Below are 19,751 nucleotides of genomic sequence, written 5' to 3' on the forward strand. Positions count from 1 at the left end.
GGTCCCCGGCTTTAGTGTACTCTTCATGAGAAGAGAGACCACATGCGGTATTAATTCACCTTTCGGTGAGCTATCCCCCACATAAGGGTAGGTTCTTTACGTGTTACGCACCCGTTCGCCACTCTCATGTCTAATTAGCAAGCTAGCTAGACAATCCCGTTCGACTTGCATGTCTGAACCACGCCGCCAGCGTTCATTCTGAGCCAGGATCAAACTCTCCGAAAAAGAGAGTTCATGAATCCATGGATTCTTGAACTACGCTGACAAACTTTCATTTGTCATGTTTTAATAGAATTGATTGGGGTCACAATCAATCACGCTAAATAAATTTCAAAGAACACTCCGAAAAACGGAGGAAAGAGACCATTCACTCAAAAACGTTTTATCCGGTCAAGAATTTATCTCAACTTTCTTTCGTTTTCCCGAAGCCTCGCGGCGTTTCGGTGATGTTTAATGAACGGAGGCCGAACACTGTACCTTCCGTTTCGCGAATCAAGCCTTTTGTTAGACTTTCTTCATTTATTTTAACCAGCAAATGAGCGGGATAAAATGAATACGGATTTAAAGAACAGAGGCCCGGACCATGCCAGTGAACATTTAAGAATCAAGCAGTTTTTTGAGCTTTTTTCTTCCACTAACTAAGGCGGCCTTAAATCAGAAGAATAAGTGAATTAAAGAACAGAAGAAGCCGGGACAGTGCACTTAGAAGCGTCATGTTCAAGACGTTTTTTTGTTTTTTCAGCAGTCTCCAAACTCTCTTAGAGATCCACCAAACATGAAAGAAACGCCTCGGTACGGCTCTCAAAATAACGAGCCGCGAAAGGATCCGAAACGAAGACGTAACACAAGAGAAAAGTCCAAAACACCTCATCTTTTAGTGAGTCTGACCAGGAACAGTACCGTCCTTCCAAATCGAACTAATAGGTCCCATCAAGACTTTCGAAAACTGGACCTATTATATCTAGTTGCATGGACCTAGGGTAATCGAAGCGTTAATATCTCTCGCCAAGGCCATTTTTTCCAACAAAGTCACAGGGTCGCAATTGCGGCACAACTCACTAGACAGTTGCAAGTTAATCAAAAGGGCATAACAGACGCACCTTCATTACATAGAGAACAATCAACCCTCAGAGCTTTGGACATCAAAGAAATAAAGCAAATCGTCGACCTAATGAAGCGAGCTGACCTCACTGAATTCGCGGTCGAGGAAGAATCATTTAAACTGCAGATCAAGCGTGCGACAGAAGCACCGGCTCAGCCACAAATCGTCAGCTATGCAGCGCCGGCACCTCAATCACCGGCCGCAACAGCAGCGCCCTCTCCTGCCGCAGCACCAGCCGAAGCCCCAGCTCCGACCGAGGACAACTCGACTTACATCACGTCTCCCATGGTCGGCACCTTCTACTCCTCACCTTCACCCGAGAGCCCTACCTTCGTGAAGGCAGGAGATTCAGTGAAGGCGGACAGCGTCGTTTGCATTATCGAAGCGATGAAGATCATGAACGAAATCCAAGCTGAAACGACGGGTACAGTCGTGGAAGCACTCGTAGAAAACGGTCAGCCGGTCGAATTCGGACAAAAGTTGTTTCGCCTTTCCTAGCCCAAGCCCAACCCCGCAAGCAGCTCGGCTAGCCTGACGAAACTGCTCACGCGAACACAGCTTAAAAACATTCCCTCAATCAACTTTGCAGAATGCAGAAAGTATTAATCGCAAACCGCGGTGAGATCGCCCTTCGAATCGTTCGAGCCTGCCGAGAGCTAGGAATAAAGTCCCTCGCTGTCTACTCAGAGGCCGATATCGAATCCCTACACGTTCAATTAGCAGACGAAGCAATCTGCATCGGTAAAGCTCCCGGCTCGGAAAGCTACCTGAAAGCCGACAGAATTCTGAGTGCTGCCGAAATCGCGGACGTAGACGCAATCCACCCTGGATACGGCTTCTTGTCTGAAAACGCAGACTTCGCCGAACAGTGCGAGTCATGCAACATCAAGTTCATCGGCCCTTCCTCCGAATCGATCCGCAAAATGGGCGATAAGGCGATCGCAAAAGACACTGTAAAGGCCGCAGGCGTTCCAGTCGTGGAGGGTAGCGACGGCATACTTGAGAGCGAAGAGGAGGCTGTCGATACCGCTCAGCGTATTGGATACCCAGTAATAATCAAAGCAGTCGCCGGCGGCGGAGGCCGAGGTATGCGAGTCGCCCACAACGACGTATCCCTCCGCAAAGAATTTTACGTGGCAAGCAGCGAGGCCGAAAAAGCTTTCGGCAACGGTGCGGTTTATGTGGAAAAATACATCCAGAACCCACGCCACATCGAATTTCAGGTGCTTGCGGACCGCCATGGCAAAGTGTTGCACCTCGGAGAAAGAGACTGCTCGGTTCAACGCCGACACCAGAAACTAATCGAAGAGGCCCCCTCCCCTTTCCTAACTCCCGAGCTTCGCAAGAAGATGGGAGATTCCGCTGTCAAAGCCACTCGGGCAGCGAACTACGAGGGTGCTGGAACCATTGAGTTTCTGGTCGACGAAGACGGAAGCTACTACTTTCTAGAGATGAATACTCGAATTCAGGTCGAGCATCCTGTCACCGAAGAAGTAACCGGAATCGACCTGATCAAGCAACAGCTCCTAATCGCTCAGGGTGAGGCTATTACCTTCAACCAAGAGGATATCACCTTCGAGAAGCATGCCATCGAGTGTCGCATCAACGCGGAAGACCCATCAAACAACTTCATGCCCAGCCCTGGCTGCATCGACCTATACTACGCGCCTGGGGGACATGGAGTTCGCGTCGATTCTCACGCGTACGGCGGCTACATCATTCCGCCCTACTACGATAGCATGATCGGTAAGCTGATCACCTACGGAGCCACCCGCGAAGTAGCGATCCAACGCATGTACCGAGCACTGGACGAATACCTGATCCGCGGCATCAAAACAACAATCCCCCTCCAGAAGGCGATTATTAGTCATCCGGATTTCAGAGACGGAAAGGCCACCACGAAATTCATGGAGGATTTCATGGCCCATAAACCCAAGTTCGATTAATTCGATAGCCGCCTTGAATCCACGCGGCGATAGACCAACCAGATTTTAGAAACCTTAAACTCACATTTCGCACTATGGACCAACAAGAATCTAGCATTGAAATCGGCGACGACCAAGACGGCTCACTAGGCCAGATCAAAGTCAACCACACTGTGGTCGCCACCATCGTCAAGATGGCCGCCACCAGCGTGAAGGGGGTGGTAGGAGTCGGTGGTAGCTTCATCGAAAACGTATCCGCCTTGTTCTCTAGCAAAGACTACGACAAGGGAGTTCGCGTTTCGGAGGATGAGGTTGGCAACTACCTAATCGAGCTTCGTGTCCACATGGAATACGGCGTTGAGCTCGCCAAGACGGCGGAAAACCTCCAGCTGGTCGTCGGCAAGCAGGTCACAAACATGACCGGAAAAACCGTCGCAGCCGTGGACGTCGTAATCGAAGGAGTAAAGATGCCAGAAGAGGTAGAGGCATCTCGCAAAGCTGCCAGGGACGCAGAGAAGGAACCGCTTTCCGACTAAGCACTAACACCGCCGATCCCTAACCGCGGATGGACTCGCTTGAATCAGCCAAAGATTTCCTATCCAACCTCGGCCCGCTACCCATCGTAGCCGGGCTGGCGGTCTTGGTTTTCCTGCTGATCGGGCTGAGACTCGTCTTCAAAAAACCTCCCTCCCACCTCACTGCCTTCAGCGGCGATACCGGCAGTGTCATGGTTTCCCGAAAAGCACTACAAGAGCTCATCAAGTCCGCTTGCATGCTTGAGGAGTGGGTAGAAGCGGCTAGACCCGTTATAAAAGTCAAAGACAACCAGTTAACCGCAAGGGTTGAGCTAAGGTTGGCTTCCCCAGAGAACCTCAAAGCGGTTTGCGAGCGGGTTCAGGACCACATAACCACCTTGCTACATAAATCCCTCAGCTTCGATCAGATCGGTAACATTCAGATCGTCGTTAAGAGCTTCGGAAACAATGAATCTGAGGAGGGACCAAACCAAGAGCACCTTAGAACAGAGTCCGAGATTAGCCCCTCAGCCCCTGCAACGGAAAATACAGCCTCACCTGAAGAAGCTGCAGAAACGAAAAAAGAGACTGAAAACTAGCCCTTAGCAAACGAACTAAAGGCCAGAAAAATAGCCCTGTTTGAGAGCCTTACAGAAGGGTTGGGATCGAAACCTCAAACTCAATAAGCAACACGTCTCCAGACCTTTCGAATACCGCACGAGATTCAGCCTCTGGAACGACTCCGTTCTCGCATTCCAGAATAGCCCCATCTGCTCGAGTTATTCGACAGCGTTCGGAATCGCCCATCCGCATTACGATCGGGGTCTGACAAAGGCTCAACCCTAGCTCGCCAGATTTTAGCTCAAGTTCATTCCAGCGACCCGAGACATCGAGGTACTCAAAACGGGAATCCGAGCCAAGAAACTGATTCTTCCGAAGTAATTTTGGACGAATCCGAATCCTTCCATCTTCTACTACGATCCCCAGCTCGCCCCAGCGGACAAGGACATCTTCCTTCACCTGCCCGGTCATACCCGGTTGCTGGGCGAGAGCGTGCGCAGGAGTGTGCGAATAAGCATCTGTCGGGAAGGCCCCGTACTCCTGTGGAGCCCTCTCTAATCCTAGCCCATCCAGCGTCTCGAAATAAGCTTCTGCCAGTGGAGCTCGAGACTTCCCTACACTTTTGAAGCAATTCTCTTGTATAGCTAAAACAAGCTTCGAAACCATATGCCAATAGACGCTTCCAAGCCCCTCATAAGCGAAAAACGTCCCCGATCGTCCCGTAAACCGGCGGTGGTCAAAGACCCTTTCATAGACCTCAAGAACCTCAGATATACCCAGGCTTAACCCCTTCTCAGACTCCAAGCTCTTCAAAGCGCTCTTAAGGTCCTCAGCATTACGAAACTGACCATTGAAGCGACAGTCCCCGCTCTCGTCTCGATACACAATGCCACCAAGCCCCGCATCCAGCAACCTACTCAAAGCAGAGTCACCCCGAATATACTCATCTGGAATCAGGTTCTTCTCGAGGAAAGTTGGCAACTCGCGGTCAGGGTAAAGCAAGTAGCTGGCGACGTCTTCCCTCCAAAGCTGGCTCTTCCTGAGAGAGTTCAGCAACAGAATCGTATCTTGATCGCATAAAACACCGGAACTGAGTGCCGCAACTTGACCTTCCAGCATCAGCTGCAGGCGATCGATACCGAGCTTTCCCTCCGAGATTTGTAGCAAATTGTAGGAATTAAAGAGCCCTTCAGGGCGTTGGTTCCGAAGGATGGATTGGCGAGCATAGCGTAAAGCCTGATCCAAATATTCATCTAGGGTTTTGATGGGCAACGGCACCCGATCAGAGCCTAGACCTCCCTCATAAACAGCCTCTCGATAGTCTTCTCCAGATCTTCCCAGAGCCTCTACGAAGCGAAATCGTGCCTCTGAAGTGAAGCCATCTCTCAGGTTGGGCTCAAAACGACTAAAAATATCAAGCTGAGATCTGAGCAACTCACCAATCTGACGGTCGACCGTTAATTCAACCCCCTCCGGCAAACCTTCCAAAACGGTTTTCAGGAATTCCAAATAACGATGGGCGTAACACAAAGTTACAACGGAAACCCCATAGCCGACCAGGGCGTTGTTCGCATCGTTCCACTCCGGACGTTGCGTGTTCATCCAGATACCGCCGTCGGGTACGAAATTCGACAACTTGGCCAGAAGCGGAGTAAGCAGCTTCTCTAAGAAATTCGCCCTCACAATCGCGCCATCGCTCTTTCGTAGCAACTTCCCATCGGCACCTTCTTCTTCAGCCGCCCGAAGAAGTCGCACAGACGCATCCTCGTCGAAATCGACCGTATTCCGCGGATCCTGCAGGATCTGGTCAAAACGACGGATACGATAAGGCACGTGGGCATAGACATGCTCAAATGGTTCGAAGCGTTTCGCCAAACCGCCGGGATTATACCTCTCCGATGCCTCTAACAATTTCAGCAAATAAGCGAGCTGGTGATCTCCCCAATAACCAATATTCGACCAAGCCTCGGCAGGATCTATGGTCTCCCAATCAAAACCGAGGTTTGAAATCCGGTAGGGATTATAGCCATCGGCCGTCGAGGCGTTCAAAAACTTGGAAATCATTCCATCCAAGTAAGAAGGATATGAATACGCCAGAGGTTCCCAATTCTGAAAAATATCCCTCCAATTACCTTGATAGGCCAATACCGGCTGGCGATTCGCATCCAAGGTGTCGATTGAGAACTTGTTCCACGGTCGACTAGGATCCCCATGCCTTCTGCTGAAGGTAAGCGGAAGGAATTCATTGGCCAACCGCGATAGATCAAGATCTCGCTTCTTTCCTACAACAGTAAGGAACTCCGAGACTGGCAAGCCACTCTCCAGTTTCTCAAATTCGCTTTCATATCGCTTCCATAAGGCCTTGTTGCACTTTTCAAGATGCAGCAAGAAGCTATGCATATCGATTTCGTATCCAGCATCGAATACACCGCCCCGCATAATATTGAACATGGTATTCGAGAAATGCCGAGCATCTCGCAAGGGATCGCCAGTACAATGCAGACCGTCGGCCGACGCCACTTTGGCTCGAACCCCGTCCCGGTTAGCTAACACTTCTCTATCGATCAGATCCGGCCCAATCTCACCGGAACTGAGCTTTCGCCTCAGCGATACGATTTCTCCCGCATCCTTCTCAACGTCAGCTAATATGTGCCAACTCTCTTCCGCTCCAGCTTCTAGGTCCACTACTTTCTCCAAAAGATACGCACCGCGACGAGCTCTGATGTCTGTCTCGCTCAGAAGTTTTCCGTCTCGAACAAAATCTGAGATCTGCTCGGAACAGAGGAGCAAATTTTCGGGATTTCCATCTGGGGACCAAGCAATCGAAGCTTTTAATCCCTCGCTCGGTTCCGCTTTGTCAGTGGGAATGGAACTGAGGTAGTATATACCAATTCCAGAATCCCTCAGCAATTCACTCTTTTTGTAAGCATCTGCTAAATTGCTAAATTGGTTGGTAAACGCTTGATCGAGGCCATAGGGCACCAAATTTTGGATACCATCTAAAACCCGAGTCTTTAATGATTCCCCGCTCAAGTTCTCAAGCGTTACCTTTCGAACGATTCCAAAAGACTCGCTAAAACTGTACTCGCATCGGAACCTCAATTCGAAGTCCCGTTGCAGCTCTTCGAAAATCACTCGCGTCCCAGAAACATTTTTATACAGGCTACGTCCCCCGTTTTCGCCAGCTGAAAACGGTTCCCACAAGTACCCATTCTGCCAATCCGCTCGACGTAACCAGATCTTGGTTATACCTCCGGTCGTACCAAGAGACTCAAAAAGCTTATCCTGTGTGCAATAGGGGAAAAGCGCGTTGTCAGCATTACGCCTCCCTGCAGTCAGAGTACCGTTACTACCAATAAACATCCAGTGATCTGTAGAGCTCACAAGATTCATCAAAAACGGCTTCATCTTGTCCACTCCGTCAATCCGGTAGAACTTTTCACCCTGAAAATCCATAATTCCACTACCGGCCTGTGCTCTTGCAACTTCTTCCGACTTCACAGCGCTTTCCTTCATATCAAAGCTCCTCCATGTTATTTTCTACTTCTTCCTGACCATCGAGGGCAGCTTTCGGCGACCGATCCTCTCGCCAGAGGCCCCAGTGTTTTTCCGCCCCCATTGGATTTCCAGGATCTCCCTTCCAAGGCTCGTCAAAAGCTTCGAACCAAAAGAGCGTGATATTATTTTCCTCACAAAATTCGCTCAGATCCTGCAAGTAACGAGCTTGAGATTCCTCACCGGCCCTCTCTCCGAACTCGCTTCCGACGCTCGCCCAGCCTGCTTCAGAGATTACGATAGGCAAATCTGGCAAAGCTTCCCTTACCTCGAGAAGATTTTGCTTGGTAAACTCCATTGCCTCGTCGATGGCGACACCCTCCCAAATCGGATAGGTGTGAACCGCGGCAAAATCGAGATGGCGGCCCAGCGATTTTCCCTTTTCAGAAAAAACCTTATAATTGTCGGCTGTCGTAACCGGCTGCTGGATACGACTACGAACCACTTCCAGATATCGAAACATAGACTCATCTGCAACTAAGTGGTCATTCCAGCGCACCAAGGATTCGTTTCCCACGTTAACGGCTACTACCGTCTCAGGATAGGAGTTGGCCAACTCAACTCCCTTCTCGATTTCTTCGAGGTTCTTAAGCCGGTTCGCCTCTAAGGTGTCAGCAGGCACTGGCTCTGTAACCCATTCGCAACCCTCGTGGTTGCTAAGCTCTCCCGAAAGCCAAATCCCCAGCATCACCTTTATCGGGAAATCATGCTCCTCGATCAATCGCAGGACGTCCTGGGAGTTCGGTCCGCTATCGTAGAGACGAATTAGGCGATAGCCCTCTCGGTCCAGAATAGTGAGATCCTCTAGAATCTGCTCGTCGGTTGGATAATTCGCTCCTTGTCCTCGATCTGGATGCTGCCCCTCACGAAAGCCTGAATACGCTATGGCGCGCAGGACTCCGGATAAAAGGTCACCCTCACTCTGCTCGAGCGCTGAAAAATCTTCGGCGAAATTCGGGGCGGGGGTAAACGCGATCAAAGACAAGCATCCTAAGATAGTTCTTGCTTTCATAATCCGCAGGGAGAACTAAGGTGCATTTCAATGCAACTTTTTATTTACACGACAGACATTCAAAAGAAATCAAAACCCCACAACAACTCCCTAAGCCCCTGCTCTTGAGGGAGTAAATTAATTTGCATTAATTCGCAGCTTAATAAGAGTAAACCGGCGAGATATCGCGCCTTTTACGTTGCCCAACGCCAACTCGCTCGCAAGCGTAGTATAACCTCCTCTTATCATGGCCAAACTGAACCAGAAGTATATAGCCGATCAGCTTAGCTTGTCCCGCACCACCGTCTCTCGCTGTTTCACGAATCATCCCAAAATTAATCCCGAGACACGCGCAAAAGTGTTCCGACTCGCGGCAGAAATCGGCTACTCCTACTCCGCGCAACGCGGCGGCAACAATTCCAAACTCTCCGATCGCAAGAAGCTAGCCATCATCGTTGGAATCAGTGAAGCGGATCGGTCGAAAAACGATACTAAAACCGCAGAAGCCTTACTCACCGGCATCAGCGAGAAAGCTTCCATCGAAGAGCTAGACTTCGAAGTTTTCCACGTAGACCCAGTAGATTTCCTACCTAGGCCAAGAGCGCGACAGATTATCAAAGGCATGTCCTGCCTTAACTGGAAGGGAGTAATTCTAATCTACCCCTTGAAGGAAATCGCCGTAACCAACATCATGGCGAAATTTCCCACAGTCTCGGTCCTGGAGGACTATGACGATTGTGAAGTCGACTGTATCCACCCCGACCAGACACGGGGAATCTCTCGGCTCATGGAACGTCTTGTGAACCTCGGCCATAAACGCATTGGATTCCTGAGCTGGAAATATCCCGTTCATACCCCTTGGATCGAACGAAGACTAGGAGCGTACGTGGAAAACCTTTATCGATTCGGCCTAGAATTGGATACAAATATTATCCTGAACATGCGGCCTGAAGAAAAGATACCGCTAGAGGAGTTGGCAGAAAAAGCAGCCGAACTAACTCGGAACTCAGGAGTTACTGCGTGGGTATGCGCCGCTGATCACCAAGCATATCATTTGATGGAGAATTTTAGGAACCTCGGCATATCAGTTCCGCGAGATTGCTCGATAACTGGATTCGACGGACTTGAGCCTCCCCATGGCCTACCACAGCTCACCACCATCCGCATTCCCTTCCGAGACATCGGGATATCGGCGGTTAGCTCGCTAATCCGGAAGATAGACCACCCCAATACCAGTCGACGAAATGTTCAGGTTTCCGGTGAATTCGTAATTGGCAAAACCTCAGCCCCTCCCCCTCGCCCGGCATAGCAGCAGACATAGAAAGGATGACTCGATTTCTCTGCTTGCTTTTGTTGCATTCTTTTGCACCTTATTCCCTATGTTTATACCTACCCTTTCAAGAATCACTCCTGTCTTTCTTTGCGTAACTGCCCCTTTGTTAGTGGCAGAAACTGACTCGGAAACGCCTGACGATTGGACACTTGTATGGTCCGAGGAGTTCGACGAAGAAGGCCTTCCCAATCCAGAGAAATGGTCCTACGACGTGGGAGGGCACGGCTGGGGAAACAAGGAGCTTCAGTACTATACGAAGGAAAAACCTGAGAACGCGCGGGTAGAGGGCGGACACCTCGTCATCGAGGCTCACAAAGAAGAGTTTCAGAACTCTCAGTATACATCCGCCCGACTCGTGACGCGAGAAACCCAGACGTGGACATACGGAAAATTCGAAATCCGTGCCCGACTCCCCGAGGGTCGTGGCACTTGGCCAGCTATATGGATGCTTCCTGTTGATTGGAACTTGGGATCAGGGAAATGGCCAGATGTGGGCGAATTAGACATCATGGAGCATGTGGGATACGATGTAGGAACAGTCCACGCCTCCGCCCATTCAAAAACATATCAATGGCAAGCGGGTACCCAGAAAACCGGTACGATCAAGGTGCCGAATGCAACCGCAGAATTTCACACATACACGCTGGAATGGTCCGAGGATGAGGTGAAAGCATTCGTCGACGGAACCCTATACTTTTCCTACCAAAATGAAAACACAGGTTGGGAATCCTGGCCATATCAACGGGACTACTACCTTATCTTGAATTTAGCTGTAGGCGGGCTTTGGGGAGCTACCAAAGGAGTAGATGAGGAATGTTTCCCCCAGCGGATGGAAGTCGACTTCGTCCGCGTATACCAACGAGAAAACTAACTTACAAAAAAGAGCGTATTGTTAAAAACAATACGCTCTTTCGTCGAACTACCAAATCTCAGCAAATGGCACCTAGCCAATAGCGTTAACCCAAAAAGGGATATTGGCGGTGGCAAAACTCTTTCCGGGTCCTCCAAGGTTTACATACAACCGGTAAGCCCCCTCTTCCATCGGAGCGCAAAAGCGAATTCTTCCCTCTCCTAGCTCTTCAACCTGAAGGATTATACACTCAGAGGCGGACTCCCAGTCTCCACCCACTTTCTTGTCGTTGCTCTCTCGAGCAACAGACCAGATCAAGTCGCTGCCGCAAGCCTCGCCACGTGAAACTTCGCATGCGGCTTCTACACTCGATCCAGCTTCAACATGCACGCTGTCACGCGCGAATTGAGAGTTGAGTGTTAAGTGAGATATGCGAGGACACTGAGAACGTTCCTCGACACCTCGCCAAAGCGAAGAAATCGCGTCGACCGCCTCAGTCGACCTTCCTTCCGAATCAAACAAGCCATACCATGTCGGGGTGCGCTCTTGCTTGCTTCCCCATAGAAATACATAGCTGCCAAGGCACTGTCCATTAGAGCCATTGAGCTTGCGGAATCGTTTGCGGATCTGATCCGCCTTATCCGCCGAAGAAGGCTCTATTTCTGCACCCCAAGTGGTTTGCGAAACCTCCCAGTGGCCATTTGCCCCCCATTCCGTCACAAGGTACGGCTTGTCCCAGCCGATTCGGTCCAGGGTTGTTTGTACCGATTCAAGATCACCGTAGGAGTTGAAACTCACAAAGTCTAGAGACGGACAATAGGCTTGCACATACTGGAGCGCTACCTCGTCTACAGATGCCAGCACAGTCATAACGGGGCGATTCGGATCAATTCCTTTTATGAATGCGGCGACCTCTTCAACAGCCTTCCAGACTTCTGGCTTTTGCTCAGACACCCCTAGCTCCAGCTCGTTACCGACTCCCCAAACGAGAAGCGAGGGCTCTATGCAAAGGGTCTTAATCTGTCGTTTTAGATCTTCGAACTGGGCTTCTCGAATAGCTTCATCCGCATAATCAAAACCCTGCCTCGGTGGAGTTAGCCAAAGTCCAGCACACAGGGTCAGCCCGAATTTTCGTATCTCCGGCAATACCAATTCCGTCTGATCAGTCCCCCATGTTCGCAGGGAATTCCCACCTGCTTCTGCAAGCCGTGCCACGTTCCCATATCCAGCCGCGCCTTTTACAAAAAAAGGCTTATCGTCACGGAATAATGAATACCCATTTGGAGTCTTCCTTATTTCTACGCGTAGCGGATCTATATTCTCGAGGAGAGACACTTGAATAAAACAGAAAACGTTAGTTCACTTAACTCTTACGAGTAGCCTTCAGGTCCGCATCGATCTCTAGAACCCGAACGTCACTCAAAGGATAAAACACTGTGGCTGCAGCTGCCGCTAAGGTTAAAAGACCGGGGAAGACCGTGAACAGGAGCTTAATCCCCAGCAAGGAATGCTCGCTTTGCGTCTCGCCCGCTACGTAGCCAAACCAACCTAGAATCCAGCCTGCAAGGCCCGCTCCAATCGCGAGTCCCATTTTTTGGGAGAACAACAGACCCGAAAACACCAGGCCCGTGGTGCGCCGGCCAAACTTCCACTCTCCGTAGTCCGCAACATCCGCGTACATCGACCAAACGATCGCCGGAGTGGGACCTACAATTATCGTGCCCACGAACCCGATACAGATCATCAGCCAGTATTGATCAGGACCGATGAGAAACATACCTACCATAAACAGCCCGTTCAACCCAGTCAGCCAAATCATGAGAGAACGTTTATCGAACGCTCGCGTGAGTGGATTGGTTAAAAAGGTCCCCACCAACATACCTAGACCGCCGGACAACCACGCCAGTGAGGTTCTGTCGAAAATCCAGAATACCATTTTATCAGAGTCTTCGATATAATAGCGGACATAGTAATAAGTCGCACCCCCACGTACCCCCACATTGGTCAAGGTGAGAATAGCAACGGCTACGAGAACGATCCAAGCTAGGTTTTTGAAGACAACGCCCACGTCGTTTTTGAAATCGACCCTCTGGTCTGGAGAAGGCTCGACCCGCTCACGCGTAGTCAGAAAAGTCGCAAACCACAAAAACACGGAAGCGATAGCAAACAAAGCCATAGTCCTCTGATAGCCCAAGCCTTCGTCCCCTCCCCCTAAAAGCCCCTTCAATGGCATTACGAAGGCGGAGATTAGCAGCTGCGCTCCAAAAGCGCAGACGAAGCGATAGGTCGATACTGAGGTGCGCTCTACAGAACTGGCGGAAATGACTCCAAGCAGAGAAGAGTACGGTACATTGATAACCGTGTAAGCGAGCATCATCAAACTGTAAGTGAAATACGCATACACAAGCTTTCCGCTTTCCGACAAATCTGGATTCGCGAACATTGCGTAGCCGATCACGCCAAAGGGAACTGCAGTCCACAAAACGTATGGCCGAAACTTACCCCACCTCGTTTTCGTTCTATCGGCGATCAATCCCATAATCGGATCGGTGAAAGCATCAAACAGCTTCGTCACGATGAACATAGTACCCACCGCGGTCGCGGTGAGGCCGAATACATCCGTGTAGTATCCCAGCAGAAGTATGTTGAATGAGTGGAAGAAGAAGTTGGATGCGGCGTCACCGACACCATAGCCTAGCTTCTCCTTAACACTGATTTTTTCCGAAGAGGTAGTCATTAAAGTACAGAAATAGTGCCGTCCCTGCTGCACGCGAGTACCGGCTCAGCCATAGGGCGAAATAAAAGCGACGCCGCCTTGGTTCCCCCAGGCCGGCGTCGCCCCAATCATCGATCGTCTAGAGATCCATTCCGAACTGTAGTCGGTAAGTGGTAGGTTTGGCGTAGATGTATCCGTAAGCGGATTGATCGTTCATGACATTATACACGTTCAGCTGCACGTGAGCATTACGATCGCCAAGATTAAACTCGTACTTGGCCATGGCGTCTATGTTGAGCCTTGGATCAGTCTCGAGAACCACACGTTGTCCATTTGTATCCGTCACAAGCTGACCAGAGCCATCAGTGATTCCAGAGAAGTATTCGCGTTCGCTTTCGTATTGGAAACCAAGACCGAGCGAGAAGCCTGCCATGGCACCGTCATTGAAGCGGTAGTTGCCCCAGCCGCTTAGGGCGTGACGAGGCGTGTCGTCTTGCTTTTCGCCAGCTCCGTATCCCCGTCCCTGCCAAGTCGAGGTATCGTCCGGATCTAGATACTGGTCTTCAAGGGAGTAACCAGAGAGACCCCAAGCTCCATCGGGGAAGTACCAGACAGCCCATTTGTCAACGCCACCTGCTCCCCATGGGTATTCAGGAAAAGCTCCTGCATTGACCACGGTACGCTTCGTTTGAGCGTAATTGAGCACGAACTGCATGTTATCGGTTGGAGCGAAATTGAACTGAGCTTCCCAACCGGATGATTCCTGGTCACCACTGAGGAAAGCATCGTAACCACCGGCCTCAGCAGCCGCGAAATCCAGCGTCGCATTGTTGGTATTGTCATCCTGGATATACAGCCATCCCGGCCAACCTGGGTTAGTAGTCTTCGAAGCATTAAATACCGTATCCATATAGGCCTCTCCTTCTGGAGAAGAGGCATTCAGATACCAACTATCATCGATTTGGTAAGCCGCCCCAGAGGCTACCGCCGCATCCCATTGAGGAGCAGCAACCGTGAAGGAACCATTACGCCAATCCGCTTCGACAGTCGGATTGAAGTCGCTTACATTGTAGATGATGTCTGCATCAGGGTCGAAACGTCCCTTCGCTGGAGCTGGCGCCCACCAGTAGTAAATCGGCGTACCCGTTTGTTTGATACGATAAGCACTGATAGTACCGCTTAGCTTACCATCCATAAGGTCGAACTTGATACCCGCCTCTTCACTTTCAGCCGTAACCGCGTCCATGGCATTGCCGTAGACGTCACGATTTCCATCGAAGTTAGGCATCACACCTTCCGCCTTCAGGGCGTAGACCGAAATCTGCTTGTTGAGGGCGAAGGTGATGCCGACTTGAGAAGTATCCTTTTCTTTCGCGCCGGCGTCGTTTCGAGTGACCGTATCCTGGCGGAAATCTGTAACCATGCCCCGGAAGTCATTACGGTCCCGACGCATACCTGCGACAGCAGTTAGACGTTCGTCCAGCCAGCTTCCTTGATAAACGATGTAGGTTCCCTGATTCCAGGAAAGATCATGAATGTCGCTCACATCTTCCATGTCTGGAGCTGCGGTACCGTCTCCGTTAACTCCAAAACGCATGTAAGAGGAATCCGTTGGGTCCCAATAGAAAAACTCGTTCTCTAGGGTGCCTCGTGTAAAGACATCCTTCACCGAGCTTTCTTCAGAACGCCCCAACAGGAAACTGTTCTGCAGATTCAACACCTCACTGTTTTCAAACAAACCGAAGTTGTAATTGAGTTCTACGCGAATTTGGTCGCGGTCAACAACCTCGTTACGATCACTCCAAGACCCTTGGAAGATAGCATCTGTAACCTCACCATAGATGAACTCCGCGTCACCATTTTCTACACTCGCCGGGATAACCGTGATCGTGCTGCGGAGGTTTTCCGGACCGACGTTGTTGGTAATGCCGCCGGAAACGTCGCGCGAATCAAACTCGACCTTCGAAGAATTGTATCCAAGAAGCAGATTCAGGTTTTCGCTAAAGCTGTGCGTCGCTTGCAGGCGGATATTGTAAGACTCCGTATCCAGAAACGTGTCAGGTCCACTCCACCGCATGGTGCGGATCTCCTTGTCCGGAAACTGCAAGAAACCGGCTCGCTCAAGTCTGTCCTGCTGACTGGCGACATTCTCTGAGGAAAGATCGCCGCGAGCTCGAACACTCTGGAATCCAACAGCGTTTTTCGACTCAAGACCGTACTCCATATCGATCGTTACTTCGGTCTTCTCCGTTGGACGGAAAGTGAAGATAGGAGAGATGAATTGACGGTTGTCTTCAGCCAACTCCGTGTAGCTGCCGTTTTGCTCATGTACCGCGGTGACGTAATAGCCGAAACGCATGTCATTGTCCATGGTATCGCCCGCTTCGTACACCGCCCTGAAGTGCTTTTGATTTCCAGTACTTAAGGTTATGTGCTGGGTCTTGTCCTCGGATGGAAGCTTGGGAAGGTAATTAACAATGCCTCCGAAATTCCCGATCCCGTACAGTAGTGCGGCTGGACCGCGAATCACCTCAACACGCCCTATGTTCGCCGCATCGGTGCTGAACTGCCGACGGAAGCCATCTCGCAAGGTCGCATCCGTAATGAAGCCTCTTACTTTGTAGGAAGTCTGAGTTTTGTTACTCGTGGCCCCCTCCGGATTGTGTACTCCGCCAATAGTATTGAAGCTATTGCCCGCTCCAGCGTCATTCTGCGAACTCATCACCATACCCGCGCTGTAGGCGAGCGACTGGCGTAAATCCGTAGAGCCAGTATCCTTGATAAATTCGTCCGTGATTACTTCGATCGGCATCGGGATGTCTTTAATCGCGGCGTTTAGACGAGTTCCTGAAATGGTATTGGTCGCCCGGTAACCACTGTCGTCGGATGCATCTACCTGGAAGGGTGAAAGTTCGAAGATTTCCTCCTCAGTTTCCGATTCATCGGTCGACTGAGCTGATAAAAAAGCCGCGAGGCCTACTGAACAAGCGCCAAAACATGCCCAGGCGGTACGAGGTTTGGTAAACATGCGAAAGCTATGATGTGCCATCTTAAGGTCTAGTTTGAGGTTTCAAGAAGCATCCAAAAAGCGGGGAGCTTTCGGTACTCTCTAACATGGGGTGAATGGGGTAGCAGAGCAAACGTAAGAGGGGTATTCCTTGCAGCGAAAGCAACAGCTGGCAACTGCAACGCGGCTCTACCTAAGGTGCAATCGAATACAATTCGTTACTTTCGTCAAACATATAATGTGCATTCTTTTGCACCTTATTTTAAAAACCAAAATAGTCAGCTCCCACTCTGTTTACAGATTCTCCGAAAACCCTGTAGCCAATTGCAAAACGGCTAAAACTACATCTTTGAGCCGTTGAAACGCTTCAAAAAGAACAGTGCTAGATTGGACTTGAGCTGAATTCATCGGGCATTCATTTAGGCGCAATCTGTGCTGACGATTTTCATTTTCCTAGGTGCGTTACGATTTGCCGACAAGTGCGTTAAGGCTACGTGAATTATGAATTCCTCCCATTGACGACTTCCGCCATTTAGTGATGCTCCGCTCCCGTTGAAAGTCCGACACCTTGGCCAGGCGATGCTGAAGCCTCCAAAAAACGGACAGCTGATTCAACGAAAACTAAACTACTAAAACTATCATGAGACCTGTACCTAAACTACCAACCATCGCCGCGTGTATGCTAGCGGCCGGTTCGGCCCCGCTCTACGCTCAAAGCGTCGACGAGACCGAAAGCGACGAAGTCTACGAACTCGAAAGCTTCACCGTAACTCCCCTTGAGGAGCTATCAAACCGAGCCATCGCTGGAGAAACTCCAGTCGCCTTCTCGGAACTGAGTAAGGATGATCTCGACCGCTTTCTCGCGTCTCAAGACATCCCAGTCGCCCTAAACTACACTCCATCCGTCTACGCAACCAACCAAGGTGGCGGCGCAGGTGACGCTCGTGTCAACGTGCGCGGTTTCGACCAGCGCAACGTCGCGGTAATGATCAATGGCGTTCCCGTTAACGACATGGAAAACGGCTGGGTATACTGGTCAAACTGGGACGGCATCGGCGACGTCGCTTCTTCCATCCAGCTTCAACGCGGTACCAGCAACTTGAATCTAGCTGTACCTTCCATTGGAGGCACACTAAACATCCTCACCGACCCTGCTTCCAAAGAAAAGGGTGGTCTCTTCAAGCAGGAGATTGGTTCAGACGGCTTTTCTAAGACGACTCTCATCGGCCATACTGGTTTGATCAACGATAAGTTCGCAGCCTCCGCTGCCGTGGTTCGCAAGACTGGCGACAGCTACATGGACGGCGTATGGACAGATGCTTGGGCATGGTATTTGGGCGCATCCTACAAGATCAATGAAGCCAACACCATTGAGCTCTACGGAATGGGAGCTCCACAACGTCACGGCCAGAATCTCTACCAGCGCAATATCGGAACATACGATGCCGACTACGCACTGAGCCTTTCGGACTACGACGCGGCAGCTCTCGATACCTACTACGAGCGCGGCTACAGCTACAACGAAACCTGGAATTACGTTTCCGAAGACTACGACGGTCTTCAAGTGGACGACTCCGGAACTGGGCCTCGCAAGTTTTCTCAGAGAATCAACGAACGCGAGAACTTCTACGATAAGCCACTCGTCTCCGTAAACTGGTACTTCCGCCCAGAAGAGAGCTCTTGGTCATGGGACAACGTGCTCTATTATTCTGGCGGCACCGGCGGCGGCACCGGAACTTATGGATCCGTCGCCCGCGTTAGCGATTTCGGTAGCTACCTCCACCGCAACCGTGATTGGGATGCAGAGATCGCCCAAAACGCGGCAAACCTCGACAGCGAAGGCAGAGCCCAATCCACCGGTATCCTGCGTAACTCTCGCAACGACCAGTGGCAGATCGGCGCCATCTCAAAGGCAACCTACGAATTCTCCGAAAACTGGAAGACTTCCTTCGGTCTCGACTGGCGCACTGCTGAGATCACCCACTACCGCGAAGTGCGCGACCTATTGGGTGGCGACTACTACGTCGACAGTTGGGTAGATGGTCTGCAAAAGACCCTCGGCGGCATTATCGACTACCACAACGTAAACACCGTTGATTGGATCGGCGCCTTCGGACAAGCCTCCTACGAAAAGGATGCCTTCTCCGGTTTCGCAATGTTGGGTCTCTCCCAGATCTCCTACTCGTTCTACGACTACTACACCGACAACACGACTGACTCCGACGATTTCGACGGCTACCAGATCAAGTTCGGTGGTCGCTACGACATCAACGACACCGTCAGCGCCTACGCTAACTTCGGTTACGTTGAAAAGGTACCAATCTTCGACACAGTAATCAATGACAGCACCGGTGAAGAATACTTCAACCCACCAAGCGAAGTGTTCAGCAACGTGGAAATCGGCGTCGACTACGTAACTGAGGACGGAAAAGTCCGTTTTGGCGCGAATATCTACCGCACAAACTGGACCGACCGCGCCTTCACTAAGAGCCTCGTCATTTACGACGGAACCGGCGAAAACATTATCTTCGACGAGTACGTCAACATCAGCGGTGTTGACCAACGCCACCAAGGTATCGAATTCGAAGGCACCTTCCTCCTAAGCAAGTCTTTCAAACTTGATACATCTCTCAGCTTGAACGACTGGGTCTACACTGGAGACGTAAGCGCGAGCATCCCAGGAGTGGATTCCGACCTCGTGCCCGAAAACTTCGACTTGTACATCGACGGTCTGAAGGTCGGAGACGCGCCTCAGACTCAGCTGACTGCGAGTTTGACGTACATGCCTAAGACCGGTCTCAACATGACCTTCCGTGGCCGCCACAACCGCGACCACTACGCGGATTTCGATCCTTTGAGCCGTACAGATTCGACCGACCGAGCTCAGAGCTGGGAAATCCCAGATCACACAGTTTTCGATCTCCACTTCGATTGGGTTCTCCCCACTGATACAGATATCCAGTACGAAGTATTCGCGAGCGTGCTCAACGTCTTCGACGAAAACTATATCCAAGACGCAACCGACAACGACTATTACAACGCATACGACCTCGACCACGATGCCGACGACGCCGCCGTATTCTTCGGCTCACCACGTCGTTACAACGTCGGCCTAAAGGTCGCGTTCTAAGAGTCAAAATCACCGATTTAAAACAACAAGCCGCTACGCTCTTCGCGTAGCGGCTTTTTCGTGTCT

General features: G+C 50.8%; 12 protein-coding genes and 1 rRNA gene (1 of these 13 only partly in view). 7 read left to right on the plus strand and 6 right to left on the minus strand.

What is annotated here, in order from left to right; translation table 11 throughout:
• Positions 1-225, minus strand: a 16S ribosomal RNA gene (locus tag H5P27_RS09775); it reaches 1,335 nt to the left of the window's first position.
• Between the two features lie 910 nt (positions 226-1,135).
• Here H5P27_RS09775 and accB point away from each other — a divergent pair.
• The 4 genes from accB to H5P27_RS09795 all read left to right on the plus strand — a co-directional run bounded on the left by accB (position 1,136) and on the right by H5P27_RS09795 (position 4,141).
• The gene (gene accB, locus H5P27_RS09780) at positions 1,136-1,600 is read left to right on the plus strand and encodes an acetyl-CoA carboxylase biotin carboxyl carrier protein (protein WP_185660216.1); all 465 of its coding nucleotides are present in this window, start codon (positions 1,136-1,138) and stop codon (positions 1,598-1,600) included.
• A 92-nt stretch (positions 1,601-1,692) separates the two neighbouring features.
• Entirely contained in the window at positions 1,693-3,048 is a 1,356-nt protein-coding gene (gene accC, locus H5P27_RS09785; protein ID WP_185660217.1) for an acetyl-CoA carboxylase biotin carboxylase subunit, read from the plus strand.
• A 74-nt stretch (positions 3,049-3,122) separates the two neighbouring features.
• On the plus strand, positions 3,123-3,563 hold the full coding sequence (locus H5P27_RS09790; RefSeq protein WP_185660218.1) for an Asp23/Gls24 family envelope stress response protein: 441 nt from the start codon (positions 3,123-3,125) through the stop codon (positions 3,561-3,563).
• 29 nt (positions 3,564-3,592) lie between these two features.
• On the plus strand, positions 3,593-4,141 hold the full coding sequence (locus H5P27_RS09795) for an Asp23/Gls24 family envelope stress response protein (RefSeq protein ID WP_185660219.1): 549 nt from the start codon (positions 3,593-3,595) through the stop codon (positions 4,139-4,141).
• 49 nt (positions 4,142-4,190) lie between these two features.
• On the opposite strand, the gene H5P27_RS09800 is transcribed toward H5P27_RS09795, so the two are convergent.
• Entirely contained in the window at positions 4,191-7,619 is a 3,429-nt protein-coding gene (locus tag H5P27_RS09800; RefSeq protein ID WP_185660220.1) for a hypothetical protein, read from the minus strand.
• 1 nt (position 7,620) lies between these two features.
• A complete protein-coding gene (locus H5P27_RS09805) occupies positions 7,621-8,670 on the minus strand; it encodes a glycosyl hydrolase family 17 protein (protein WP_185660221.1) in 1,050 nt (349 codons plus the stop codon).
• A 226-nt stretch (positions 8,671-8,896) separates the two neighbouring features.
• On the opposite strand from H5P27_RS09805, the gene H5P27_RS09810 reads away from it, so the two are divergent.
• Both H5P27_RS09810 and H5P27_RS09815 read left to right on the plus strand, forming a co-directional pair.
• Complete coding sequence (locus H5P27_RS09810; protein WP_185660222.1) at positions 8,897-9,958, plus strand: LacI family DNA-binding transcriptional regulator; 1,062 nt, start codon at positions 8,897-8,899, stop codon at positions 9,956-9,958.
• Between the two features lie 70 nt (positions 9,959-10,028).
• A complete protein-coding gene (locus H5P27_RS09815; protein WP_185660223.1) occupies positions 10,029-10,853 on the plus strand; it encodes a glycoside hydrolase family 16 protein in 825 nt (274 codons plus the stop codon).
• 72 nt (positions 10,854-10,925) lie between these two features.
• On the opposite strand, the gene H5P27_RS09820 is transcribed toward H5P27_RS09815, so the two are convergent.
• The 3 genes from H5P27_RS09820 to H5P27_RS09830 all read right to left on the minus strand — a co-directional run bounded on the left by H5P27_RS09820 (position 10,926) and on the right by H5P27_RS09830 (position 16,597).
• Positions 10,926-12,047 (minus strand): glycoside hydrolase family 2 TIM barrel-domain containing protein, encoded by a 1,122-nt coding sequence (locus tag H5P27_RS09820; RefSeq protein WP_185660224.1) that lies wholly within the window; start codon positions 12,045-12,047, stop codon positions 10,926-10,928.
• Positions 12,048-12,195: 148 nt separating this feature from the next.
• A complete protein-coding gene (locus tag H5P27_RS09825) occupies positions 12,196-13,569 on the minus strand; it encodes an MFS transporter (protein WP_185660225.1) in 1,374 nt (457 codons plus the stop codon).
• Between the two features lie 118 nt (positions 13,570-13,687).
• Positions 13,688-16,597, minus strand: coding sequence for a TonB-dependent siderophore receptor (locus H5P27_RS09830; protein ID WP_185660226.1), 2,910 nt, complete (start codon positions 16,595-16,597; stop codon positions 13,688-13,690).
• A 598-nt stretch (positions 16,598-17,195) separates the two neighbouring features.
• Between H5P27_RS09830 and H5P27_RS09835 the strand changes: the two genes are divergently transcribed.
• Positions 17,196-19,685 carry a TonB-dependent receptor gene (locus H5P27_RS09835; protein ID WP_185660227.1) on the plus strand — a complete coding sequence of 830 codons (2,490 nt, stop codon included), beginning with the start codon at positions 17,196-17,198 and terminating at the stop codon, positions 19,683-19,685.
• The last annotated feature ends 66 nt before the right edge of the window (positions 19,686-19,751 follow it).

This window comes from Pelagicoccus albus (assembly GCF_014230145.1).
GTDB lineage: Bacteria > Verrucomicrobiota > Verrucomicrobiia > Opitutales > Opitutaceae > Pelagicoccus > Pelagicoccus albus.